The following is a 23530-nucleotide window of genomic DNA, read 5'->3' on the forward strand; positions in this document are numbered from 1 at the left end:
GCCTGCGCCTGCTCCAGCGCGGTCTGCGCCCCCGCGACCGCGGTCTCCGCGTCGGCCACCGCGGTGTCGGCCTGGGCCTTGGCCGCGTCGTCCAGCGACCCGAGCTCCGCGCGCACGTCGGCGATCCGCTGCTGCGCGGCGTCGGCCTCCGCCTTGGCGTCGTCGACCTGGGCCTTGAGGTCGTCGATCGCGCTGCGGGCTTCGCTCGCGGCGTCCTTGGCCTGCTGGGCGGCGCCGTCGATGTCCGCGTCGGAGCACGCGGCCAGGCCGAGGGCGAGGAGTGCGGCGACGACGGGCGCTCCGGCTCGGGCGAGGCGGGGTCGGTTCGGGATGCTCATGCAGTCCTCCGGTGCTCGTGGGGGCGGGGCCGGTCCCACAGTCTGCCCGTCGGCGGCCTGACACGCCCACCGGGGACAGGCCGACGCCCCGCCGGCTCGGGGGAGCGGGCGGGGCGTCGGTTGGGGGAGTCAGACGGCGGGGAGGGGTTCCAGCTCGTCGGTCTCCTGCGTGGCGCGGCGGGCACGGACGTCGGTGAGCGACGTGCCGTAGTAGGCCGCGGTCATGAGGTCCTTCATGTCCTCGATCATCGGCATGCGGGGGTTGGCGGGGGCGCACTGGTCCTCGTAGGCACCCATCGCGACCTCGTCGAGCCGGGCCAGGAACTCCTGCTCGGCCACACCCTGCGCCTGGAAGGACGACGGGATGCCGACCTTGGCGCGCAGCGACTCGACGGCCAGCGCGTAGGACTCGACGCCCTCGGCGGGGGTCGACGCCGGGAGCCCGAGCATCGCGGCGAGCTGCTGGAACCGCTCGGGTGCCACGTAGTGCTCGTACTTGGGCCAGCTGGTGAGCTTGGTCGGGACCGTGCCGTTGTAGCGGATGACGTGCGGCAGCAGGGTCGCGTTCGTGCGGCCGTGCACCAGGTGGTACGTCGAGCCGACCACGTGGGCCATGGCGTGCACGATGCCCAGGAACGAGTTCCCGAAGGCCATCCCGGCGATGGTGCCGGCGTTGTGCATGGACTCGCGGGCGTCCCGGGTGGCCGGGTCGGTCGGGTCGCCGTTCACCGACATCGCGAGGTTCTCGAAGATGAGGCGGACGGCCTGCATGGCCATGCCGTCGGTGAAGTCGTTGGCGTAGACGCTGACGTACGCCTCGGTGGCGTGCGTGAGGGCGTCGAAGCCGGAGTCCGCCGCGAGCGACGGGGGCATCTTCGCGGTGAGGACCGGGTCGATGATGGCCACCGACGGGGTCAGCGCGTAGTCGGCCAGCGGGTACTTCTTGCCGGTCTCCTGGTCGGTGATGACCGCGAACGGGGTCACCTCGGCGCCGGTGCCCGACGTCGTCGGGATGCACACCAGCTGCGCCAGCTCGCCCAGCACGGGGAACTTGAACGCGCGCTTGCGGACGTCGAAGAACTTCTGCTTGAGGTCCGAGAACTGGATCTCGGGGTGCTCGTACAGCAGCCACATGACCTTGGCGGCGTCCATGGGCGAGCCACCACCGAGCGCGATGATCGTGTCGGGGCGGAAGTGGCGCATCTGCGCGGCGCCCGCCTGGACGGTCTTCACGGACGGCTCGGGCTCGACCTGGTCGATGATCTGCAGCGCGACCTTGGAGGACCGGCGGTTCAGGACGTCGATGATCTTGTCGACGAAGCCGAGGGTGGTCATGGTCGCGTCGGTGACGATGGTGACGCGCGCGACGTCCGGCATGTCGGAGAGGTAGCGGATGGCGTTCGGCTCGAAGTAGGTCTTGGCCGGAACCTTGAACCACTGCAGGTTGTTGTTCCGTCGGCCGATCCGCTTGATGTTCACCAGGTTGACCGCCGAGACGTTGTTGGACACCGAGTTGTGGCCGTACGAGCCGCAGCCCAGGGTCAGGGACGGGATGAACGCGTTGTAGATGTCGCCGATGCCGCCCAGCGACGACGGCGCGTTGGCGATGATCCGGACCGCCTTGACGCGGCTGCCGTACTCCTCGGTCAACGCGTCGTCCTGCGTGTGGATGGCCGCCGAGTGACCCAGGCCGTCGAACTCGACCATCTGCTCGGCCAGCTGGATGCCGTGCTCGGTGGACTCGGCGCGCAGGACCGCCAGCACGGGGGCGAGCTTCTCGCGCGTCAGGGGCTCGTCGGGACCGACGCCGCTGACCTCGACCAGGATGATCGACGTGTCCTCGGGGACGGTGAACCCGGCCTGGGCCGCGATCCACTGGGGCGACTGCCCGACGACGGACGCGTTCAGCTTGGCCTCGCCGCAGTTCTTGCTCTGCGCCTTGACGCCGAAGATGAAGGACTCGAGCAGAGCCTTCTCCTTCTTGTTGGCGCGGTAGGCGTGCAGGATGGCGAACTCGGCCATGGCGGCGTCGTAGATGACGTCGTCCAGGATGACGGCCTGCTCCGAGGCGCAGACCATGCCGTTGTCGAACGCCTTCGAGAGGACGACGTCGTTGACTGCCCGCTTCAGCTTCGCGGACTTCTCGATATATGCGGGAACGTTGCCCGCCCCGACGCCGAGCGCTGGCTTGCCGCACGAGTAGGCCGCGCGGACCATCGCATTGCCGCCCGTCGCGAGGATGAGCGCGACGCCGGGGTGGTTCATGAGGGTGTTCGTCGCCGTGATCGACGGGGTCTCCACCCACTGGATGCAGTGCTCGGGCGCACCCGCGGCTACTGCGGCATCGCGGACCACGCGAGCGGCGGCGACGGACGAGGCCTGCGCGCTGGGGTGGAAGGCGAACACGATCGGGTTGCGCGTCTTGAGCGCGATGAGCGACTTGAAGATGGTCGTCGAGGTGGGGTTGGTCACCGGGGTGACGCCGCAGATGACCCCGACGGGCTCGGCGATCTCGGTGATGCCCGTGATCTCGTCGTGGCTGATGACGCCGACCGACTTGAGCGTGGACATCGAGTTGGTGACGTGCTCGCACGCGAAGATGTTCTTCACGGCCTTGTCCTCGAACACTCCGCGGTTGGTCTCCTTCACCGCGAGGACGGCGAGCTCTCCGTGCTTGTCGAGGGCGGCGACCGAGGCCTTCTTCACCAGGTGGTCGACGTCCTCCTGCGTGAAGCGCGCGTACTCGGCCAGAGCCTTGGTGGCCTGAGCCACCAGCTGGTCGATCGCGGGGTCCGGCTGCGTGCTGGCGTTTTCCGTGACGGGCACTGTGCTGCTCTCCCTGTCGAGTCCGATAGGTGGCGGTTCGCGGGATGTTGACCCCCGGGCGACCCGACAACTCGACGGTACGGAAGGAGCGGGGACTTTCTGTGGGCCGAACGTCCCGTCAGCGCCGGACCCGCTCGATCCACGACGACGAGAGGCTCTCGTCCTCCAGGTCGAGCTCGCGCATCATGCGCCGCATGACCATCTCGTCGAGCGTGCCGGAGTCGCGGCGCTCCATCAGGACCTCGCGCTGCGCGGCGACGATATCGCGGCGCAGGCGCTGCGTCCGCAGGCCCTGCTCGGGGGTCGGCGCGAGCAGCCGGCCGTCCGTCCCGGCCGTCGGCTCCGCGGAGAGGTCCGGGTCCAGCATCTCCGCGGCGGCCGTGGCGCGGGCGCGCCAGAGCGTGGAGAGCCGGTCGATGACCTCGTCCGCACGCTCCGCGCCCAGAGTGCGGCTCCAGTCGGCGCGCTGCCGTTCGAGCACCTCCTGCACGGCGTCGGCGGTGGCCACCCGGACTGCGGCCTCCTGGGCGGCGTCGCGGGCGGACTCGTCCGCGGACCCGATCCCGAGCCGCGTGATGACCCAGGGCAGGGTCAGCCCCTGGACGAGCAGGGTGCCGATGGCGACGGTGTAGGCGGCGAGCTGCAGGGTGGCACGGTCCGGGAACGGCGCGCCCGCGGTGGTGGCCGGGATGGCAGCGGCCGCGGCGAGGGTGACGACGCCGCGCATCCCGGCCCACGACACCACGGCCGACTCGCGAGCGGACAGCGAGTCGCGGGCCGGCCGGTGGCTGCCCCGCAGGCGCACGTGGTCGAACCGGGCGGTGAGGAAGACGTAGGCGGGCCGCACCAGGACGGCGACGACCAGGACGGCGAGCGACACCGCGATCCCGTGACCGAGCCCCTGGTCGGAGGCGACCACGTCGCGGACCACCCAGGGCAGCTGCATGCCGATCAGCGCGAACGTGAAGGCCTCGAGCACCAGGTCGACGGTGGACCAGATGGGCTCCTGGTAGAGCCGGGTCGCGTAGCCGGCCCGCGGCGAGGTGTGGCCGAGGTACAGGCCGGCGGCGACGACGGCGAGGACTCCCGACCCGGCCAGCGCCTCGGCCGACCAGTACGCGGCGAACGGCGTGAGCAGCCCGATCGCCGAGGCGACCACCGGGTCGTCGAGCCGCAGCCGCACGCGGTGCACCACCCAGCCCAGGACGAGCCCCACGGCGACCCCGGCGCCGACGGCCAGCGCGAACGTGGCGAGCCCGTCGGCGAACGCCCAGGCGCCGGTGGCGAGGCCCGCGAGCGCGACCTTGTAGAGCGTGAGGGAGGTGGCGTCGTTGATGAGGCTCTCGCCCGACAGCAGCGTCATCACCCGGCGGGGGAGCCCCAGCCGCCTGCCGACGGCCGCCGCCGCGACCGCGTCCGGCGGTGCGACCACCGCGCCGAGCACGAGCGCGGCCAGGAACGGGACGCCCGGCTCGAGCCACCAGAACACGAGGGCGACGACCAGGGCGGTGACCACGACCAGCCCCACGCCGAGGCGCGTGATGGAGCTCAGGGACGACCGGAAGTCGCGGTAGGAGCTGGACAGGGCCGCGGAGTAGAGCAGGGGCGGCAGCACGAACTCGAGCAGGAGCTCCGGTTCCAGCTCGTAGCGGGGCACACCCGGCACCACCGACACGACCAGAGCCACGGCGACGAGCACCAGGGGCGCCGGCCACCCGCGCCGCCGGCACAGCGCGGTGACCGCGACCGCGCCCGCCACCAGCAGGAAGACCTCCACGTGGTGCACGGTCTGCCCCTCCCGTCGCCACGGCTGCCGGTCCTGGCCAACCTACAAGGGCGCCCGCTCCCGCTCGCGCGACCGGAGCAGCACGGCGATGGTCGCCACGGCAAGCGGCGCGTTGACCAGGCCAGGTGCCCCGACCCAGAACGACCCGGTGAGCAACGCGTACACGGCCCAGAGCGCCGCGTTGGCCAGCAGCAGGACCTGGGTGGGGAGCGAGACGCCGCCGAGCCGGCTGCCGTCGTGCCGGTACCGCCACACCCGCGCCGCCTGCGGCCACCACAGGACGAGCGAGAGCAGGGACGCCAGGAAGCCGACGACCTCGACGTGCAGACCCACCCCAACCCCTCCTCGATCTCCGGGACCCCACCGTGGGGCGCGAGAGAGGCCGGTCGCCTCGGGGAAGGCCCCTAGCGAGGGGCGCAGGAGTGGCCTTGGAGGCGAGGGGGGCACCCCGGGCCCGGGCGTTCACACGACGGCCACCAGGGCCTTCGCCGGGCGACGCGCGCTCGTCGCATTCGCGCGGTTTGCTGGTGGTCATGAGACGCAGCGCAGCACTCTCCGTCCTCGTGGGGGCCGTCACGGTCGCCCTCCTCGCCCCGACGCCGGCCAGCGCCGGTGACCGCGGCGGACCCGACCGCGGCACGCACGCCGCCGTCGTGCCCACCCTGGTCGGCCGCGCCACTCTGTCCGCCGACTTCCTCGCGCCCGGGCCGCCCTCCGGCGCGCTGGCCACCCCGGCGAACGGCCGCCAGGGCCCCTTCGCCGGGCAGGTGATCCCCGGCTTCTCCGGCATGGTCGACGCCGGCGACGGCAGCTTCTGGGCGCTGCCGGACAACGGGTTCGGCACGAAGGCGAACTCCGCCGACTTCCTGTTGCGGCTCTACCGGGTCACGCCCGACTGGCAGACCGCCCGCGGGGGGACCGGCGCCCTCGGCGTCGGGGAGTACCTGTCGCTGCGCGACCCCGACCGCCGGATCGGCTTCCCGATCGTCCACGACGCGACCGCCGACCGCCTGCTCACGGGGGCCGACCTCGACGTCGAGTCCGTCGTCCGCGTGCCGGACGGGACCTTCTGGATCGGCGAGGAGTTCGGGCCGTTCCTGCTCCACGTCGACGCGACCGGGAAGCTCTTGTCCGCACCCGTGCCCTTCGTCGGCGGCAAGTCCCCGCAGAACCCGTACCTGCAGCCCGGCGAGACGCCGAACGTCCGGGCGAGCCGAGGCTTCGAGGCGATGGCGGGCTCGCGCGACGGGCGGTTCCTCTACCCGATCACGGAGGGCGCGTTCGTCGACGACGCCCAGCAGCGCCGCCGGACCATCTACGAGTTCGACACCGCCGCCGGGGCGTACACGGGCCGGACGTGGGCGTACCAGACGCACCAGGACGCGAACGTCATCGGCGACGCGTTCCTCACCGGCAAGCGCGAGCTGCTCGTGATCGAGCGCGACGACTTCCAGGGTCCCGCGTCGGTGATCAAGCGTGTGTACCGGGTCGACCTGGACCGGACCGACGCCGACGGCTACGTCACCAAGACGCTGGTCCTGGACGCGCTGAAGATCGCCAACCCCGACCGGCTGGGCGCGGGCGACGGCTACGGCACCGACGACCCCTTCTCCCTGCCCGTGCAGTCGTTCGAGACCGTGGTCCAGCTGCGCGACGGCCGGCTGCTGATCGCCAACGACAACAACTACCCCGGCAACGCGGCGCGGATCGCGGGCACCCCGGACGACACCGAGCTGGCGCTGGTGGACCTGCGCCGGGTGCGGGCGCCGCGGGCCGGGGACATCACGGTCGTCGGCCACCGTGGCGCCAGCGGGTACCGGCCCGAGCACACGCTCGCGTCCTACGAGACGGCGATCCTGCAGTGCGCCGACTACATCGAGCCCGACCTCGTCCCGACGAAGGACGGCGTGCTCGTCGCCCGGCACGAGAACGAGATCAGCGGGACGACCGACGTCGCCGCGCGCGCCGAGTTCGCGTCGCGCCAGACGACCAAGACCATCGACGGCCGGGCCGTCACCGGCTGGTTCACGGAGGACTTCACGCTCGCCGAGCTCAAGACGCTGCGGGCCAAGGAGCGGCTCCCCGCCGTGCGCCCGGCCAACACCGCGTTCGACGGCCGGTACCAGGTCCCGACCCTCGACGAGGTGCTCGACCTGGCGCGGCACTCGCTCACCTGCGACGGGCAGCAGGTCGGGGTCTACCCCGAGACCAAGCACCCGACGTACTTCGACTCGATCGGCCTCTCGCTCGAGGAGCCGCTGCTCGCGGCCCTGCGGGGCGACGGTCTGGACAGTCGGCACGCGCCGGTCATCATCCAGAGCTTCGAGACGACCAACCTGCGCGAGCTGGACCGCCAGACCAAGGTCGACCTGGCCCAGCTGGTCGACTGCTCGGGTGCTCCGTACGACCTCGTCGCGGCCGGGGACCCCCGCACCTACCGGGACCTGGTGACGCCTGCCGGGCTCAAGGAGATCGCCCGGTACGCCGACGGCGTCGGCCTGTGCAAGGACGTGATGATCCCGCGCAACCCCGACGCCACGCTGGGGACGCCGACGACGGTGATCCGGGACGCCCACCGCGTGGGCCTGGAGGTCCACGGCTGGACGTTCCGGCGGGAGAACCAGTTCCTGCCGGCCGAGTTCCGCAGCAGCGCCGACCCGGCCGGCGTCGGAGACCTGGCCGGCGAGATCCGGGTCTTCCTGAAGGCGGGCATGGACGGGCTGTTCAGCGACAACCCCGACATCGCGGCGGCGACGGTCGGCTGACCGGAGCGAGTCGTCGCCGGTCCGCACCCACGGGTGCGGGCCGGCGACGCTGCGTCTGCGCTCAGCACCAGCGCTGACACCACGCGGTGTTGACGTGACACCATCGTGGTGTCACAGTGGTGCACATGGAACTCGGGCAGTACGTCAACGAGCTGCAGCGGCAGCTGGTCACTGCGGCGGAGAACGGCAGCGAGGAGACCCGCGCGGTCGCCGAGCGGCTCGTCGCCGGCCTGGATGCCGCGGCGCGGCTCGTGCTGCTCGACGCCCTGTCGGCCGCGGCGGGGGAGATCACCCGGGACCTGGCGCCCGGTTCGGTCGACCTGCGGCTGCGCGGTCGGGAGATCGAGTTCGTCGTCGCCCAGCCGAGCACCGACCAGGACAGCGACGACGCACCCGCACCCGTCGACCTGGACGACGCGAGCACCTCACGCACCACCCTGCGCCTCCCGGACGCCCTCAAGGCCCGGGTCGACGAGGCGGCGGCCGCCGACGGGCTGTCCGTCAACACCTGGCTGGTCCGCGCGGTCGCGGCCTCCCTGCAACCCAAGCAACGACGGTCCGCCCAGCGCACCCTGCGCTCCGGCGACAGCTTCGCGGGCTGGGCGCGCTAGCCCCTCCCGCACCTCCACCCGACACCCACCCAGAGGAAGGCAGGCGTCAGCATGCCCACATTCCCCACCCCCGCCCCCATCGACCTGGCCATCAACCTGCCGGTCGGCGCCATCCAGGTGCTCGCCACCGACCGCGCCGACACGGTCGTGTCGGTGACGCCGACCAACCCGAACCGCGCGGTCGACCGCAGGGGCGCGGAGGAGACCACGGTCGACCTCGACGGCCGGCGGCTCACCGTGATGGGCCCGCGACCGCGCCTCAGCTGGATCGGCCCCACCGAGTCGGTCGACGTCACGGTCGAAGTGCCGACCGGCTCCCGGCTGACCGTCGAGATCTCGGTGGGCGGCGTCCGGACCGTCGGACGCCTCGGCGCCACCCGGATCAAGAACGCCACCGGCGGCGTGGAGGTGGACGGCACCGGAGACCTCTGGGTGCGCGCCGGCCACGGGAGCGTCACCGCGGAGACCGCCGACGGGGGCGTCGAGATCACCGCCGACCACGGTCGGATCCGGCTCGGCACGGTCACCGGCGACTCGGTCCTCAAGGCGTCCCACGGCACCGTCCAGGTCGAGGAGTCCGGCGGGGACCTCGAGGCCAAGCTCTCCTACGGCGACCTCGACATCGGCCGCGCGCTCGGCTCCATCACGGCCAAGACCGCCTACGGCGCGATTCAGGTGGGGGAGGTCTCCAGCGGCTCGGTCCAGCTGGAGAGCGGCTACGGCCAGGTCACGGTCGGCGTCCGTCCCGGGGTACCCGCCTGGCTCGACCTGTCCTCCAAGGACGGGCACGTGCGCAACCACCTCGACGGTGACCGCGCTCCCGGCGAGTCCGAGCAGACCGTCGTCGTCCGGGCCCGCACCCGTTCCGGCGACATCACCGTCCAGCGCGCCCGATGAGAGGGAACCAGACCATGACTGCGATCCAGGTACGCAACCTGCAGAAGTCCTTCAAGGAGCTCCACGTGCTGCGTGGCGTCGACTTCGACGTGGCGCCGGGCAGCATCTTCGCCCTGCTCGGCTCGAACGGGGCGGGCAAGACCACCATCGTGCGGATCCTGTCCACCCTCCTGCGGCCGGACGCCGGCACGGCGACCGTCCAGGGGTTCGACGTCACCACCGACCCCCTGTCGGTGCGGGAGTCCATCAGCCTGACCGGTCAGTTCGCCGCGGTCGACGAGATCCTCACCGGCCGGGAGAACCTGGTGCTGGTGGCCCGGCTGCGGCACCTGGACGACCCCGGCCGGATCGCGGACGACCTGCTCGCCCGCTTCGACCTCACGGAGGCGGCGTCGCGACGCGTGGCCGCCTACTCCGGCGGGATGCGTCGCCGGCTCGACATCGCCATGAGCCTGATCGGCAACCCGCAGGTCGTGTTCCTCGACGAGCCGACCACGGGGCTCGACCCCGAGGCCCGCCTCGAGGTGTGGCAGGTCATCCGGGAGCTGGCGACGCAGGGGACCACGGTCCTGCTCACCACGCAGTACCTCGACGAGGCCGAGCAGCTGGCGGACCGGATCGCGATCCTGCACCAGGGCCGCATCATCGCGAACGGCACGCTGGCGGAGCTCAAGGCGCTCCTGCCGCCCGCCACGGTCGAGTACGTCGAGAAGCAGCCGAGCCTGGAGGACATCTTCCTGGCTCTCGTCGGCAACGGAGGCAGGTCATGAGCACGCACGTCCTCGCAGACACGACCGTCCTGACCGGACGCTCCCTGCAGCACATCAGTCGCAGCGTCGACACGATCATCACCACCGCGATCACGCCGATCGCCCTCCTGCTGCTGTTCGTCTACGTGTTCGGCGGCGCCATCGAGACCGGTGCCGAGAACTACGTGAACTACCTGCTGCCCGGCATCCTGCTGATCGCGATCGCCTCGGGGATCGCCTACACCGCCGTCCGGCTGTTCACCGACCTGCAGAGCGGGATCTTCGAGCGCTTCCACTCGATGCCGGTGGCGCGGTCGTCGGTGCTGTGGGCGCACGTGCTGACCTCGCTGGTCTCCAACGCCGTCACGGTGGTGATCATCGTGCTGGTGGGCCTGGTCATGGGGTTCCGCACGTCGGCCGGGGTCGGCGCGTGGCTCGCGGTCGCCGCGATCCTCACCCTGTTCACGCTGGCCCTGACCTGGGTCGCGATCATCGCTGCGCTCACGGCCAAGTCGGTGGACGGCGCCGCCGGGTTCTCCTACCCGCTGATCTTCCTGCCGTTCATCAGCTCGGCCTTCGTCCCCACCGAGACGATGCCCGGGCCCGTGCGGGCGTTCGCGGAGAACCAGCCCGTGACGTCCATCGTCAACACGATCCAGGACCTGTTCGCCCAGCAGCCGGTGGGCAGCGACATCTGGGTGGCCCTGGCCTGGTGCGTCGGCATCCTGGTCCTCGCCTACGTGTGGGCCATGGCCGCCTACCGGCGCAGGATCAGCTGACCTCGCCGCGCGCGGGCGCCCGGGTCGACCTACGCTGCCGGTTCCGGCACGGCGCCGACCCGGGCGCCCGCGCGAGGACGGAGACGCTCATGACTCCTGGCAGACGACTGGCCGACGTCCTGATCGGTGCGTACCAGGAGCGCGTCTCGCCGCACAAGGGCTGGGGGTGCGCCCACCGCGTCGCGCACGGCGGCCCGTCCTGCTCGGCCGCCGTGCGGGAGATCCTCACGCGGTCCGGGCTCGTGCGCGGCGCCGTCCCGACCGCCCTGCGGTTCGTCGCCTGCTACCAGGCGGCGCAGCTGCTGGCCACGACGGACGTGCGGGGCGTGTGCTGCTGCGGCCCGATCCCCATCCCGTTCCGGTTCTAGCCGTCGTTCTCCCCGTCGGGCTGCAGGGCCAGCTCGACCACCTGGTACGGCTCGTGACCGGGCACCACGTTGTGCATGGTGAGGACCGCGTCCTGCGGCCGCACGTGGATCTCCCAGCCCCAGTCGGGTCCGGGCGGTGCCGGGTAGGAGCCCACCAGCCGCAGGACACCGTCGACGACGCCGCCGGAGAAGGTCATCCACGACGGGCCGGTGTGGAAGGAGTCGACCCACACCGCCGACGCCCCGTCCGCGGTGGCGTCCCCGGCCAGCAGGAGCAGACCGTCCTGCGGTGAGCCCCCGTCGGACCAGGTGTACGCGATCGACCCGAAGCGGACCGCGGTCACGCCGACCGACGCGGTCGCCGCCGAGGACTGGTACTCGTCGTCGGGCATCAGGCGCAGGAGGTTAGTCCCGCGCCAGCTGCCCTGCAGCGGCGCGAGGTGGTCGACGATGCTCATGCTCGACGGTACCGAGCGCAGCTGGGCGCGCGCGATGCCGGCGTCGTGCATAGCGTGGTCGCTGCGCGGCTGTCCCGGACCGAGCCGCCGCAGGGTCCTGGAGCCGGCGGGGCCGACGACACACGCTCCTGCGGCCAGGACGACCGGGCACCCCGCCGCCGGGAGGTCCCCATGCCGCACCGACTCCTCGCCGTCCTCCTGCTCCTGGGCGCCCTCGTGCTGGCCCCCGCAGCGGGGGCTGCCGCGACCACGCCGACCGGCGGGTCCGGCTCCACCACCGCCCCGGGCACACAGGTCCCCTCGCCCGACCAGGCGACCGACTACGACGACGGGGTCGGCGGTCCGCACCAGGACACCCCGGAGGAGATGACCGGCCGCGCGGTGTCCACCGGCACGGTGGTCTTCATCGTCGCGGTGCTGCTCGTGACGGCGGCGGTCGTCGTCGCGCTCGTGGTCCGCGGACGCCGGCGCGCGGCCGAGGGGCGCGACCTGCTGTAGGACTCCGGGTCAACCGCGCGGGTCGGTGCGCGGCCTCTCGGCGGTCACGTCCGGGTCGATGCGGTCCGCGGTGCTGAGCCGCTCGTCGAGGTCGGACCGGGCGCCGGTGGCCTCCGCGCTGCGGGCACGGGCCTGGTTCTGCAGCTCCGCGGCGTCGGCGGCGCGGGCGTCGGCCTCGGCCTTGGCGAGGCGCGCCTGGGCGTCCAGCCGTGCGGCCTCCGCCTCGCGGCGCTGGACCTCGACCTGGTCGGCGGCCGCCTTGTCGCGGATCTCCTGGGCACGGGCACGTTCGGCGTCGACCCGTCGCGTCCCCCGGCGCCGGCTGAGCGCGACGGCCAGGATCACGAGGACGACGACGACGACGGCCACGATGATCCATACGGTCTGCTGGTCCATGGTGCTTCCTCCTCGCAGGCGGGTCCCCCCTGCTAGGCATTGGACTGCCCTCCCGGTCCCGTCGCAACCGGGGAACCCCGGGCGGTCTGGGTGGGTTTGTCACGGGGCCCGGATGTGACGTTCGGCACAGGGCGCCGAGGTACCTGCTACTGACCTGCACTCTCGTCGTCGCGGGCTCGTCAGTGGCGAATCTGGGGGCTGTGACGTGGCCGGGGCAACCGCTTACCGTTGAGATCACGAACCGGGGCGCCTGCCGCGGGTCGACTGACTCAGGGGGCATCACTCGCATGGCAGCACCGTCTCGTTCCTTCCGTCGCATCACCGCCCTGGCCGCCGCACCCGTCGCCATCATCGCGGCGGGCGCGCTCGTCTGGCAGAGCTCGACGGCCGCCTTCACCGCGACCACCCGCAACGCGGGCAACTCGTGGAGCACCGGCCAGGTCCTGCTCACCGACGACGACCAGGGCCGTGCCGGGTTCACCGTCACCGGCCTGATCCCCGGCCAGACCGGCCAGAAGTGCCTCGTCGTGACCTCCGGCTCGACGGTCCCCGGCCAGGTCCGCTCCTACGTGCAGAACCTGAACTCGTCGGGCCAGGGGCTGGCCGACCGGATCATGTTCGCGGTGGAGCAGGGCACGGGCGGCTCGTTCGACGACTGCACCGGCTTCACGCCGGCGCCGGGCGCGCTGCCCGCGCAGTCGCTCACCACGCTGTCGCAGGTCAACCGCGACTACGCGACCGGCGGGGGCGTGTGGTCGACCACCGGCACGGTCGGTGAGTCGCGCACGTACCGCGGCACGTGGACGTTCGACACCACCGGGCTGACCCAGGCGCAGATCGATGCCCTGCAGGGTGCGCAGGTGTCCGTCGACCTCGTCTGGGAGCTGCAGAGCACGGAGCCCACGGCCCCGTGACGCCGCGGGGGGCACGCACAGACGCGCTCCCGACGCCCGGCACCGCCCGGCCGAGCAACCACGCCCGCACGCGCCCGGCCGTCCTCGCACAGGACGGCTGGGCTGCGTGGTTCCTCGGCACGGTCGCGCAGTGCTATCTGGTGATCCTCGTCGCGCTCACGGCGATCGCCGCGGTGCCTCTGGGGCTCGGCTGGGGCGGCTCCGTGGTGCAGACCGGGTCCATGCGACCGGACATCTCGCCGGGCAGCGTGGTCCTGACCACCGATCTGCCGGACAGCTCACCGGTGCCGCTGGGAGCGGTCGTGCAGTTCCGCGCGACGGCTCCCGACGGGCAGGATCGCCTGGTCCTGCACCGGATCGTGGCGGCGGGGGAGAACCGGGGCGAGTGGATCACCCAGGGCGACGCCAACGCCGACCCGGACAGCTCGGTCCTCACGCGGGACATGATCACCGGCCAGGGTCGCGTGCTCGTGAGGTGGGTCGGCCTGCCGAGCCTGTGGCTGGCGGCCGGAGAGCTGGGCAAGATCCTCGCGTGGCTCGCTCTCACGGTGGCGGCCGCGTGGCTGGTCGCGTGGTCGTGGCCGCGGCGCGAGCCGGTCGAGGCTCCGCTCGGAGCCGACCAGGGTCCGACCCGGCGCACCGCGCTCCTGGCCGTCGTCGCGGTCGTCGGTGGCGCGACGCTCGTGCCGAGCGAGCCGGCGCACGCGGCGTTCTCCGCCCGGACGGCGATGACCGGCAACACGTTCTCGGTAGGCACGTGGCCCACGCTCGCGCTCGGGCGTGCCTCGACGTACGCCGTCCTCGCGTCCACCAGGGTGGCCAACGTCGCGGCCCTCGGCATCGGCAGCGACATCACGGGGAGCGTCGCGGTGACACCCGGCACGACCGTGACAGGGTTCTGGCCCTGGGACATCACCGGGAGCACCGACAGGAACACGGTCGGTGCGCGCAACGCCCGCACCGACGCCGTCGCGCTGTACGACGCGGCCCGCACCCGGACCGCCACGGCGACTGCGCCGGCCACGGTCACGGGGACCTTGCGCTCCGGGGTGCACCGGCGCGCGGGGGCGGTCGACGTCCAGGGCACGCTCACGCTCGATGCCCGGGGTGACTCCAGCGCCATCTTCGTGCTGCAGGGCAGCTCGCTGACGTTCGCCGCGAACGCGTCGGTCGCCCTCGTCAACGGCGCCTCGGCGGACCGGGTGTTCTTCGTGAGCACGTCGACGGCCGTCGTCGGCGAGGCCGCCTCCGTCCGGGGCGTGCTGCTGGCCTCGGGGGACATCGCTCTCCAGCGGGGCTCGAGGCTCACGGGGCGGGCGATCTCGCTCAACGGTGCCGTGACGCTCACGGCGGCGGCGGTCACGCAGCCCTGACCTGAGGTCCGGGGACCGGTCAGGTCCCCTCCGGGTCGAGGCCGAGCGCGGCCCGTCCACCGTCGACGGCCAGCACCGCGCCGGTGACGAACGACGCGGCGTCGGACAGGAGGTAGGCCACCGCCGCGGCGACCTCGTCCGCGCGCCCGACGCGACCCAGCGGATGGAGCCGACGCATCTCGTCCTCGGTGCGACGCGCCCGCTCGGGGCCCCGTGACCGGAGCAGGTCCGCGTACCTCGCGGTCGAGATCGAGCCCAGCGCCACCGCGTTCACGCGCACCTCCCGGGGCCCGTGCTCGACGGCGGCCGCGCGCGTCAGCCCCTCGATCGCCGCCTTGGCGGTGGCGTAGGGGAGCGAGCCGCGCACCGGGCGCTGGGCCTGGTGCGACGACACGTTGACCACCGCGCCGGGTCCGCGGAACCGGCGGGCCGCGACGGTGGTCCCGACGAGCGCCGGGGCGAGGTTCGCCATGACCAGCCCCAGCAGCTCGTCCGGGGCCGCGGAGGGCTCCGGGTCGCGGAAGACCGCCGCGTTGTTGACCCACCCGTGCAGGGTGCCGAGGGCCTCGGCCGCGTCGGCCGCCGCCTCGGCCACCCCGGTGTCCGCGGCGCTCCCCACGACCGCCGCGACGCGCGCCCGGCCCGGCAGCCACGACACCGAACCAGGATCCAGCTCGACCACGACGACCGCCTCGCCGTCGGCGAGCAGGCGCTCCACCACCGCCCGGCCGATGCCGCGGCCACCACCCGTGACCACCGTCGCGCGCACCCTGTGCTCCTCACCTCTCCGGCGGCCGGCGCAGCGCGTGCATGGCGGGGCCCCGCGCTCCGAGCCGGACCGCGCTGACGTGGACGAACCCGTGCGCCTCGTAGAAGCGCACGTTGGCGTCGACGGTGGTGTTGACGTGGGCGGGCAGGTCCGGGGGGAGCCCCGCGAGCGAGGCGTCGACCAACGCGCCGCCGACACCGGCCCCGCGCCGGTCGGCGTCGACCCCGAGGAGGTGCAGGAGGGCGTGCGGTTCGTCCGGGAGCTGGCCGTGCATCGCCTCGAAGCCTGACCGGATCTCCGCGACGTGCCCGGTGGGCAGCAGCAGGTCCACCATCGAGCGGCCCGGCAGCGCGGGCCCGCCGTCGGCCGCAGCCGGCTCGGTGCCAGGCACGGACCACGCGGCCGCCCCGACGGCGCGCCCGCCGTCCGTCGCGAGCCACGTCGTACCTGCCAGGACGTAGGCCTCGATAGGGGCCCACAGGAACGCCGCCACCGCCGCGTCGCGGTGCGGGTGGGACCCGAAGATCCAGTCCATCAGCGGGTCCGGCGCGAGCGCACGCGCCAGCACGGAGCGTGCCGCGGCCAGGTCCGCCGGGGCAGCGCGCCGCACGTCCACCGTCCCGCCCGCGTCGTGCGCCACCACCGCGACTCCTCTCCGGTCCGGCTCCATCGTGGCGTGCCCGGTCCGGCGCCGTCACCCCCACGTGTCGGGGCGCTGGGGGAACGGGTACGGTGCACGCGGTCGACCGGCACGGGCCGTCGAGCGAGGAGGCGCACGGTGACGCTCGTGGACAACGGCATCTACGTCGACGGGCACCGCACCGGTGACCCGCAGACGCTCGAGGAGACCTACGAGCTGCTGCGCGAGCGCAACGGCATGGCGTGGATCGGGCTCTACCGGCCCGACAAGGACGAGATCCAGTCCGTCGCGCAGGAGTTCACGCTCCACCCGCTCGCCGTCGAGGACGCGCTCAAGGGACACCAGCGGGCCAAGCTGGAGCGTTACGGGGACACCCTCTTCGTCGTCCTGCGGCCCGCGCGGTACCTCGACGCCGAGGAGGAGGTCGAGTTCGGCGAGGTCCACCTGTTCATCGGGCCGGACTTCGTCGTCACCATCCGGCACGCGGAGAACCCCGACCTCGGCGCGGTCCGGCGCCGGCTGGAGAGCAACCCTGCGCTGCTCGCCATGGGTCCCGAGGCGGTGCTCTACGCCGTGTTCGACCAGGTCGTCGACGGGTACGCGCCGGTCATCGCCGGGCTCGAGAACGACATCGACGAGATCGAGGACGAGCTCTTCGCGGGAGACCGGGAGGTCTCGCGCCGGATCTACGAGCTGCTGCGCGAGGTGATCGCCTTCCAGCGCGCCACCGGTCCCCTGCGGGAGATGCTCGACGCCCTGGAGCGCGGCGCCGACAAGTACCACGTCGACCTGGAGCTGCAGCGCGCGCTGCGGGACGTCCTGGACCACGTCCTGCGCACCTGCGAGCGCGCGGACACGTTCCGGGTGCTGCTGGAGAACGCGCTGACCGTCCACTCGACCCTGGTCACCCAGGCGCAGAACGACGAGATGCGCCGGCTCTCCGAGGCCGGCCTGGCCCAGAACGAGGAGACCCGACGACTCTCCGAGACCGGCCTCGCCCAGAACGAGGAGGTCAAGAAGATCTCGTCGTGGGCGGCGATCCTGTTCGCACCCACGCTCGTCGGGACGATCTACGGCATGAACTTCACGTACATGCCGGAGCTCGACTGGCGTGCGGGATACCCGCTCGCCATCGCCGCCATGGTCGCGATGGGTCTCGGCCTGTACGCGGTGTTCAAGCACCGCCGCTGGCTCTGACGGTCAGGACTTCCAGACCTGCACGACGCTGGGCCGCGGACCGCCCCACGTGCCACCTGCCACGGAGCCCGGGGCCACGTAGTCGGGGAAGAACGAGTGCTGCGCGGCCCAGGTCCCGTTCTCGCCGGGGTGCTGCACCGCGACGTAGACCATGTCGTCGGCGTCGCGCACCACCGGGCCGCACGTCTCGGCCTCGGCCGGCACGGACAGGAACTGCTGGACGCGGCCGCGCTCCGGCCCCTCGAGCGGCACCTTGAACAGGCCGTCGCAGTACCCGATGACGCCCGGCGCCCCGTCGGTGGCGAGCCACATGTTCCCGGCGGAGTCGAAGGTGACGTTGTCGGGGCAGGAGATGGGGGAGACCTGGTCGGCCGGGAACCCGGCGAAGTAGGTCGAGGTGTTCGTGGCGGGGTCGCCGCAGAGCATGAGGATGCTCCAGCCGAAGCTCGTCGCAGCGGCGTCGTTCCCCGCCTCGGTGATCTCGATGACGTGGCCGTCGCGGTTGTTGGTCCGCGGGTTCGGCTCGACCGCACCCTCCTTGCCGACCTTCCCGCGGTCGGTGTTGTTGGTGCACACCACGTAGACGCGGCCCGACGTCGGGTGCGGCTCGACGTCCTCGCAGCGGTCCATCTTCGTGGCACCGGCGACGTCGGCCGCCAGCCGCGTGTTGACCAGGACCTCCTCCGTGCTGAACCCGGGCACGTGGCTGACGCCGTCGACGACCAGCGGGATCCACTCCCCGGTGCCGTCGAACGCCCCGTCCGAGGGCAGCGCGCCGGTGCCGGTGATCTCCGCGGCCGGCGAGTCGCCGGCGAACCGCGCGACGTACAGGCTGCCGGCGGTCAGCAGGGTCTTGTTGTGCCGCCGGCTGCGCTGGCTCGCACCGGGCTTGTAGCTGTCGGTGGAGACGAACTTGTACAGGTAGTCGAACCGCTCGTCGTCGCCCATGTACGCCACCGCGCGTCCGGTGCGCCCGATGACGACGTTGGCGCCCTCGTGCTTGAACCGGCCGAGCGCCGTGTGCTTGACGGGCGGGCTGTACGGGTCCAGGGGGTCCACCTCGACGATGTACCCGAACCGGTTCGGCTCGTTCTCATAGCCCGGGGTGCGCGCGTCGAACCGGGGGTCCACCGCCTCCCAGCCCCGCGCGGTCGCCCGGTCAGCCAGCCCGTAGCGCAGGTCGGCGGCGCTCGTGCCCGCCGTGCGGAAGTAGCCGTTGAAGTTCTCCTCGCCGGACAGCACCGTGCCCCAGGGGGTCGTCCCGCCCGCGCAGTTGCCCAGCGTGCCCCGCACGGTCGTCCCCGTCGGGTCCTCCGCCGTGCGCAGCAGCGCCGACCCCGCGGCCGGACCGCTGAACGTGAACGGGGTGCTGCCGGTGATCCGGCGGTTGAGCGGTGCGCCCACGATGTACTTCCACGGCCCGCGCTTGCGCGTCCGGTACAGCTGGACGATCGCCATGCCGTGCGCGGCGATCGCGATGCGCCGCTGCTCGTCGAGCTGCTCGGGCGTCGTCGCCGGGGGGAACATGATGCTCTCGTTCGTGTACTCCTGGTTGGCGACGAGGACCGCGCTGTAGCCCAGCGGCCCCTCGATGATGTCCAGGTAGTCGTTGTTGTAGCCGAACTGCCGCTCCTGCAGCTGTGCGGTCTGCGCGTTCGGGTCGAACACGTCGCGCTTGGAGAAGAGGGGGTCGCCCCAGCGGATGATCGGCGACCACTGGTAGCCCTCGGGCACCACCAGCGCGTCGACGGACGCGGCCACCGGGGCGATCGGGGTGAACGCCAGCCGCGGCCGCCGCCCGCCCCACGCGGCGGCGGGCTGGGCGTCCCCGACGGCGGCGCCGACGACCAGCGCACCGCCCGCGGCGACTGCTCCCCACAGCACGGACCTGCGCGTCATGCTCGCGCTCGCGATGTCCCGGAAGTACTCGTTCTCGCTGGTGTTCGGCACCGCGTGGAAGCACGCGTCGGCGCACTTGAGGTGGCAGGTCACCGGCGAGCGCTTGCCTGCGGTGTGCCCGGCCATCGGCAGCAGGAGGCGGCGGGGGATGCCGGGGCCGACGACGTCGCGGTCGCCCTGACGGTCATCGGTGGTGGTCATCGCGGGGAACCCTCCGTCGCCGTGCATGCTGGTCGGGGACCACGGTGCCGGTCGGACGGATGCGGCAGAACGGACGCCGGATGGCCACCGGGTGAACGTCACGGGAACGACTGCCGGGCGCACCGTCCGACCACCGGTCGTCGCCTGGGCGTCACGGCCCGTGCGCCCGGAGTTCACCCGCGGGGCGCACGATGGCCGGACGCCGTCCCGAAGGAGCACGACATGCGCGTCGACCACGGTCGAGGGCCCTACTCGTCCGGCTACTCGTCCACCGTCGTCACCGAACCCGTCTACGTCGTGGAGTTCTGGACAAGCGGGAGCGAGCCGGAACGCTGCCGGCTGCTCGACGCGGAGGACGTCGACGACGTCATGGACTGGGCCCGGCGCCGGCAGCTCGGCCGCGTCCTCTCGATCAGCATCGAGCACCACGACGAGTACGGCACGTCCGTGCTGCGGCTGCTCGGGCCGACGCGGGTCCCCGGTCGAGAGGTGCGCTCTGCCTGACGCCGACCCCGGCACGCCCGCGACGGTGCGGGAGGATCGGCGGGTGGCGAGCGGCTCGGTGACCGTGGACGTGTGGCTGGCGGCCCCGGACGCCCACGTCACGGTCCGGCAGCGGGGCAGTCTCGACGAGCCGGAACGGGAGCGCGCGGCCGGCCTGCCCGACCACGCGTCTCACCGGTTCGTCGTGGGCCGGGTGCTGCTGCGGACCGTCCTGGCCGCGCGCCTCGCCTGCGAGCCCGCCGACGTCGTCCTGAGCGCGCGGTGCCGGCACTGCGGCGGGGCGCACGGGCCGGTGTCCGTCCTGCCGGACCGGCTGGACGGGCTGCACGTGAGCATCACGCGGTCCGGCCCCGTCGTGGGTGTCGCGTTGAGCACGGCCGGGCCGGTCGGGATCGACGTGGAGTCGCTGTCCGCGGTGGCCGCGGCACCGCTGGCGGACGTGCTGCTGTCCGACCGCGAGAGGGACCACGGCCGCCGCCGTCCCCGCTACTCCAGCCGCGGCGACCTCGCCCGCGCGTGGGTGCGCAAGGAGGCGGCGCTCAAGGCGCTGCGCACCGGGCTCGTGCTCGCTCCGTCCTCGATCGACCTCGAGCGGCCACCGACCGGCATCCACGGCGTCGACGCGGTCGTGCGCGACTCCGTCGCCGTGGCCGTCGCGGGCCTACGGGCGGGCCAGGGCAACGTCGGGGCGGTCGCGGTCGTCGCGCCGGAGCTGGTCGGGGCACCCGACCGCGACCGGCACCGTGCCGCGCCGGGCGGGCGCCTGGTGGTCCGGCGCTACCGCGGGGACGTCGCGCTGCGCTGGTGACCGGGCAGCGCGGGCAGCACCGGGTCGTCCAGCCAGGCGGTCAGCAGCGCACCGACGGCGCTCGCGAGCTCAGGCCCGCCGACGTCCGCGGCCTGCGTGGCGGCGAGCGTCCGGAAGTCGTCCGTCGTCACTGCGGTACCGGCGTGCCGAGCGGTCCACGTTCGCACGAGCGAGCGGTACGCGGCGTCGCCGATCGTGCGCCGCAGCGCGTGCAGGGTCAGCGCGCCCCGCTTGTACACGCGGTCGTCGAAGACGTGCTCCAGGCCGGGGTCGGACAGGACCAGGTCCTGGGGCAGTCGGGACAGCGCGGTGCGGTGCCGGGCTGCGAGCGCGTCCGCAGTCGCGCCCCCGGACGCCTCCGACCAGAGCCACTCGGCGTAGCAGGCGAAGCCCTCGTTCAGCCACAGGTGCTGCCAGGACGCCACCGACACGGAGTTGCCGAACCACTGGTGGGCCAGCTCGTGCGGGACGAGCCGGTCGGTGTCACCGCCGGGGCGCAGGTGGTTGGACCCGAACACGGCCATGCCCTGCGCCTCGACGGGGATCTCGAGGACGTCGGCGGTGACCACGACGCAGTACTCGTCGAACGGGTACGGGCCGAACAGGTCCGTGAACAGGTGCATCATCTCGGCGTGCCGTGACAGCCGTGCGCGGGCGGCCGGCGCGAGGGCGGCGGGGGCGAGGACGCGCTGGGGGACCGGCGTGGTGGCCAGCGTGACGTCGACGTAGCGGCCGATCTGCACCGTGGCGAGGTAGGTGGGCGTGGGGTGCGTCTCGTCGAACACCCACGTCGTCGAGCCGGCGCGCGTGCGGGTGCTCGTCCGGGTGCCGTGCGCGAGGACGACGTACGGGTTCTCCACGGTGACCGCGGTGCGGTAGGTGGCACGGTCGCCCGGCCGGTCGTTGCACGGGAACCACGACGACGCGCCGGTCGGCTGGCTGGCGACGAGGACGCCGTCCTCCAGCTCCTCCCAGCCGACGGGACCCCACACGCTCGGCACGGGCCGGGGAGTACCTCCGTACCGGACCAGCACCTCGAGCACGGACCCCGCCGGGACGACGTCGGTGAGCCGGACCACCAGCCGCCCGGCGCGGTGCCGGTACCGCCCGAGCGTGGCCCCGGTGACGGCGACCTCGGCCACGGTCAGCTCGCCGAGGTCGAGCTCGACCTCCCGCAGGGCGACGACCGTGCGCACGCGCAGCCGGGCCGTGCCGGCGAGCCGGTTGGTCCGGACCCGGTAGTCCAGGTCCAGGTCGTAGTGCTCGACCCGGATCGACGTGCTGCCGTGCCCCAGGGCGTACGGGTCGGACCCGGCCCGTGTCGCGGCAGGTCTCATGCGGCGCGCCACGGGGCGATCGGGTTGCCCACCCACCGGGAGCCGGCGGGGACGCGCTCCCCCCGCAGGACGAGGGACGCCGGGCCGACGGTGGCCCCCGCGTCGAGTGCCGCCGCCGGCAGGATCACCCCGTGCGGGCCCAGGGTCGCGCCCGCGCGGAGGGTGACCGTGTCCAGGCTCATCACGCGGTCGTGGAACAGGTGGGTCTGCACGACGCAGCCGGGGCCGACGGTCGCCCCGTCCCCGACCGTGACCAGGTCCGCCTCCGGCAGCCAGTAGGTCTGGCACCACACCCCTCGGCCGAGGGTCGCGCCCATGCCCCGTAGCCACCACACCAGCGCGACACTACCGGCCGCCGCATCCGCGAACAGCGGGGCGGCGACCACCTCGGTGAAGGTGTCGGCCAGCTCGCTGCGCCACACGAACGAGCTCCAGAGCGGGTGCTCGCCCGCACGGAACCGCCCGACGAGCGCCCACTTCGCCAGCACGGTGACCGCGGCTCCGACCACCCCGGTGACCGCCAGCACGATGCCGCCGACGCTCGCCGCGAGCAGCCAGCCGCCGGAGGCGACGAGCCACTGCAGGGTCAGTGCGGCGGTGACCCAGAGCAGGCCGAGGACGAGCACCGGGACCACGCGCAGCGCCTCCACCGCCGCCCGTGCACGCCTCAGGGCGGGAGTCGGGCTGTACGTGCGGTCGCCGTCGTCGACCGCGGCAGACCGCGCCAGCAGCACCGGCGGGCTGCCGAGGTAGCTGGAGCCGGACCGGGTGCGGCTCGGCGTCGCCGACAGGACCGCGACCAGGCCGTTCTTCGGGACGGTCCGACCGGGCGCGGTCATCCCCGAGTTGCCCAGGAACGCCCGGCGGCCCACCTTGGCGGAGGCGAGCCGCAGCCAGCCGCCGCCGAGCTCGTAGGCCGCGACCATCGTGTCGTCCGCCAGGAAGGCCCCGTCCCGGATCTGCATCATCGACGGCAGACCCACCACGGTGGAGATCTCGGTGTCCCGGCCGACCTGCGCGCCGAGCAGGCGCAACCAGACCGGCGTGACGCTGGACGAGTACAGCGGGAACAGCGACGTCCGCGCCGCGTCCATGAGCCGCTCGACGGTCCAGGCGCGCACGCCCGTAGCCGACCGGACCGGGTGGTACCCCTCCTGCAGCGGCCGGCTCAGCGTGCGCACACCCACGACCACGAGCGTCGCGTAGAGAAGGTAGGCGGCGGGGACCGCGACCAGCGACGCGGCCAGGGCCGGGACGACCGCCGCAGCCAGCGACGGTGTGCCTGCGAGCGCCGCACCGAGGACCGCCAGGGCCGCCAGCGCGGCGACGGACGGGAGGGTGCCGACGCCCGCACCGGCGACGGCGTACGCGATGGTCCAGACGCGGGACCCGCCCGGTCGGCGGGCGGGCCACGGGT

The 23530-nt window shown here is 73.1% G+C and carries 22 protein-coding genes and 1 pseudogene; 12 read left to right on the forward strand and 11 right to left on the reverse strand.

Translation table 11 applies throughout. The features are described from left to right. From RYN42_RS12715 to RYN42_RS12730, 4 genes and pseudogenes are all read right to left on the reverse strand, one after another. Positions 1-338 (reverse strand): annotated as a pseudogene (locus RYN42_RS12715) (hypothetical protein); the annotation flags it as partial. 129 nt (positions 339-467) lie between these two features. Next, on the reverse strand, positions 468-3164 hold the full coding sequence (gene adhE, locus RYN42_RS12720) for a bifunctional acetaldehyde-CoA/alcohol dehydrogenase (RefSeq protein ID WP_315096655.1): 2697 nt from the start codon (positions 3162-3164) through the stop codon (positions 468-470). Positions 3165-3282: 118 nt separating this feature from the next. Beyond that, positions 3283-4941, reverse strand: coding sequence for a Na+/H+ antiporter (locus RYN42_RS12725; protein WP_315096658.1), 1659 nt, complete (start codon positions 4939-4941; stop codon positions 3283-3285). A 51-nt stretch (positions 4942-4992) separates the two neighbouring features. After that, a complete protein-coding gene (locus RYN42_RS12730) occupies positions 4993-5283 on the reverse strand; it encodes a hypothetical protein (RefSeq protein WP_315096660.1) in 291 nt (96 codons plus the stop codon). Between the two features lie 200 nt (positions 5284-5483). Between RYN42_RS12730 and RYN42_RS12735 the strand changes: the two genes are divergently transcribed. From RYN42_RS12735 to yidD, 6 genes are all read left to right on the forward strand, one after another. Then, a complete protein-coding gene (locus RYN42_RS12735) occupies positions 5484-7715 on the forward strand; it encodes an esterase-like activity of phytase family protein (protein WP_315096662.1) in 2232 nt (743 codons plus the stop codon). 125 nt (positions 7716-7840) lie between these two features. Next, positions 7841-8326, forward strand: a complete 486-nt coding sequence (locus RYN42_RS12740) for a toxin-antitoxin system HicB family antitoxin (RefSeq protein ID WP_315096664.1) — start codon at positions 7841-7843, stop codon at positions 8324-8326. A 51-nt stretch (positions 8327-8377) separates the two neighbouring features. Beyond that, positions 8378-9223: a DUF4097 family beta strand repeat-containing protein gene (locus RYN42_RS12745; RefSeq protein WP_315096665.1), complete on the forward strand. Its 846-nt coding sequence runs from the start codon at positions 8378-8380 to the stop codon at positions 9221-9223. A gap of 14 nt (positions 9224-9237) precedes the next feature. Continuing rightward, on the forward strand, positions 9238-9993 hold the full coding sequence (locus RYN42_RS12750) for an ATP-binding cassette domain-containing protein (RefSeq protein WP_315096666.1): 756 nt from the start codon (positions 9238-9240) through the stop codon (positions 9991-9993). After that, complete coding sequence (locus RYN42_RS12755; protein WP_315096668.1) at positions 9990-10751, forward strand: ABC transporter permease; 762 nt, start codon at positions 9990-9992, stop codon at positions 10749-10751. Before RYN42_RS12750 ends, RYN42_RS12755 begins: the two co-directional genes overlap by 4 nt. Before the next feature lie 89 nt (positions 10752-10840). Then, positions 10841-11119, forward strand: a complete 279-nt coding sequence (yidD, locus tag RYN42_RS12760; protein WP_315096669.1) for a membrane protein insertion efficiency factor YidD — start codon at positions 10841-10843, stop codon at positions 11117-11119. On the opposite strand, the gene RYN42_RS12765 is transcribed toward yidD, so the two are convergent. Continuing rightward, entirely contained in the window at positions 11116-11577 is a 462-nt protein-coding gene (locus RYN42_RS12765) for a DUF1579 family protein (protein WP_315096670.1), read from the reverse strand. The two genes, yidD and RYN42_RS12765, sit on opposite strands and share 4 nt — an antisense overlap. 171 nt (positions 11578-11748) lie before the next feature. Between RYN42_RS12765 and RYN42_RS12770 the strand changes: the two genes are divergently transcribed. Next, positions 11749-12075, forward strand: a complete 327-nt coding sequence (locus tag RYN42_RS12770; RefSeq protein ID WP_315096672.1) for a hypothetical protein — start codon at positions 11749-11751, stop codon at positions 12073-12075. A 9-nt stretch (positions 12076-12084) separates the two neighbouring features. Here the strand turns inward: RYN42_RS12770 and RYN42_RS12775 are convergent, their stop codons facing one another. Continuing rightward, positions 12085-12471 (reverse strand): hypothetical protein, encoded by a 387-nt coding sequence (locus RYN42_RS12775; RefSeq protein WP_315096673.1) that lies wholly within the window; start codon positions 12469-12471, stop codon positions 12085-12087. Between the two features lie 287 nt (positions 12472-12758). Between RYN42_RS12775 and RYN42_RS12780 the strand changes: the two genes are divergently transcribed. Next, positions 12759-13385 (forward strand): hypothetical protein, encoded by a 627-nt coding sequence (locus tag RYN42_RS12780; protein ID WP_315096676.1) that lies wholly within the window; start codon positions 12759-12761, stop codon positions 13383-13385. Continuing rightward, complete coding sequence (locus tag RYN42_RS12785; RefSeq protein WP_315096678.1) at positions 13382-14758, forward strand: ice-binding family protein; 1377 nt, start codon at positions 13382-13384, stop codon at positions 14756-14758. The genes RYN42_RS12780 and RYN42_RS12785 overlap by 4 nt, the downstream gene beginning before the upstream one ends. Before the next feature lie 19 nt (positions 14759-14777). Here the strand turns inward: RYN42_RS12785 and RYN42_RS12790 are convergent, their stop codons facing one another. Together RYN42_RS12790 and RYN42_RS12795 are read right to left on the reverse strand one after the other, a co-directional pair. Continuing rightward, positions 14778-15527: an SDR family oxidoreductase gene (locus RYN42_RS12790; RefSeq protein ID WP_315096680.1), complete on the reverse strand. Its 750-nt coding sequence runs from the start codon at positions 15525-15527 to the stop codon at positions 14778-14780. 10 nt (positions 15528-15537) lie between these two features. Further along, positions 15538-16170 carry a GNAT family N-acetyltransferase gene (locus RYN42_RS12795; protein ID WP_315096682.1) on the reverse strand — a complete coding sequence of 211 codons (633 nt, stop codon included), beginning with the start codon at positions 16168-16170 and terminating at the stop codon, positions 15538-15540. A 135-nt stretch (positions 16171-16305) separates the two neighbouring features. Here RYN42_RS12795 and RYN42_RS12800 point away from each other — a divergent pair, with 135 nt between their 5' ends. After that, positions 16306-17364, forward strand: coding sequence for a magnesium and cobalt transport protein CorA (locus RYN42_RS12800; RefSeq protein ID WP_315096684.1), 1059 nt, complete (start codon positions 16306-16308; stop codon positions 17362-17364). Between the two features lie 3 nt (positions 17365-17367). Here RYN42_RS12800 and RYN42_RS12805 read toward each other — a convergent pair whose 3' ends face one another. Further along, positions 17368-19389, reverse strand: a complete 2022-nt coding sequence (locus RYN42_RS12805) for a PhoX family phosphatase (RefSeq protein WP_315096691.1) — start codon at positions 19387-19389, stop codon at positions 17368-17370. Positions 19390-19686: 297 nt separating this feature from the next. Between RYN42_RS12805 and RYN42_RS12810 the strand changes: the two genes are divergently transcribed. Together RYN42_RS12810 and RYN42_RS12815 are read left to right on the forward strand one after the other, a co-directional pair. After that, positions 19687-19968 carry a hypothetical protein gene (locus RYN42_RS12810; RefSeq protein WP_315096686.1) on the forward strand — a complete coding sequence of 94 codons (282 nt, stop codon included), beginning with the start codon at positions 19687-19689 and terminating at the stop codon, positions 19966-19968. 43 nt (positions 19969-20011) lie between these two features. Further along, positions 20012-20776: a 4'-phosphopantetheinyl transferase superfamily protein gene (locus RYN42_RS12815; protein ID WP_315096687.1), complete on the forward strand. Its 765-nt coding sequence runs from the start codon at positions 20012-20014 to the stop codon at positions 20774-20776. Here RYN42_RS12815 and RYN42_RS12820 read toward each other — a convergent pair. Both RYN42_RS12820 and RYN42_RS12825 read right to left on the reverse strand, forming a co-directional pair. Then, entirely contained in the window at positions 20746-22113 is a 1368-nt protein-coding gene (locus RYN42_RS12820) for a M1 family metallopeptidase (RefSeq protein WP_315096689.1), read from the reverse strand. The two genes, RYN42_RS12815 and RYN42_RS12820, sit on opposite strands and share 31 nt — an antisense overlap. Next, the coding region (locus RYN42_RS12825; protein ID WP_399552482.1) for a Pls/PosA family non-ribosomal peptide synthetase at positions 22110-23530 on the reverse strand (1421 nt) is incomplete at its 5' end. The genes RYN42_RS12825 and RYN42_RS12820, both read right to left, overlap by 4 nt.

This window comes from uncultured Cellulomonas sp., assembly GCF_963527515.1.
Classification (GTDB): Bacteria; Actinomycetota; Actinomycetes; order Actinomycetales; family Cellulomonadaceae; genus Cellulomonas.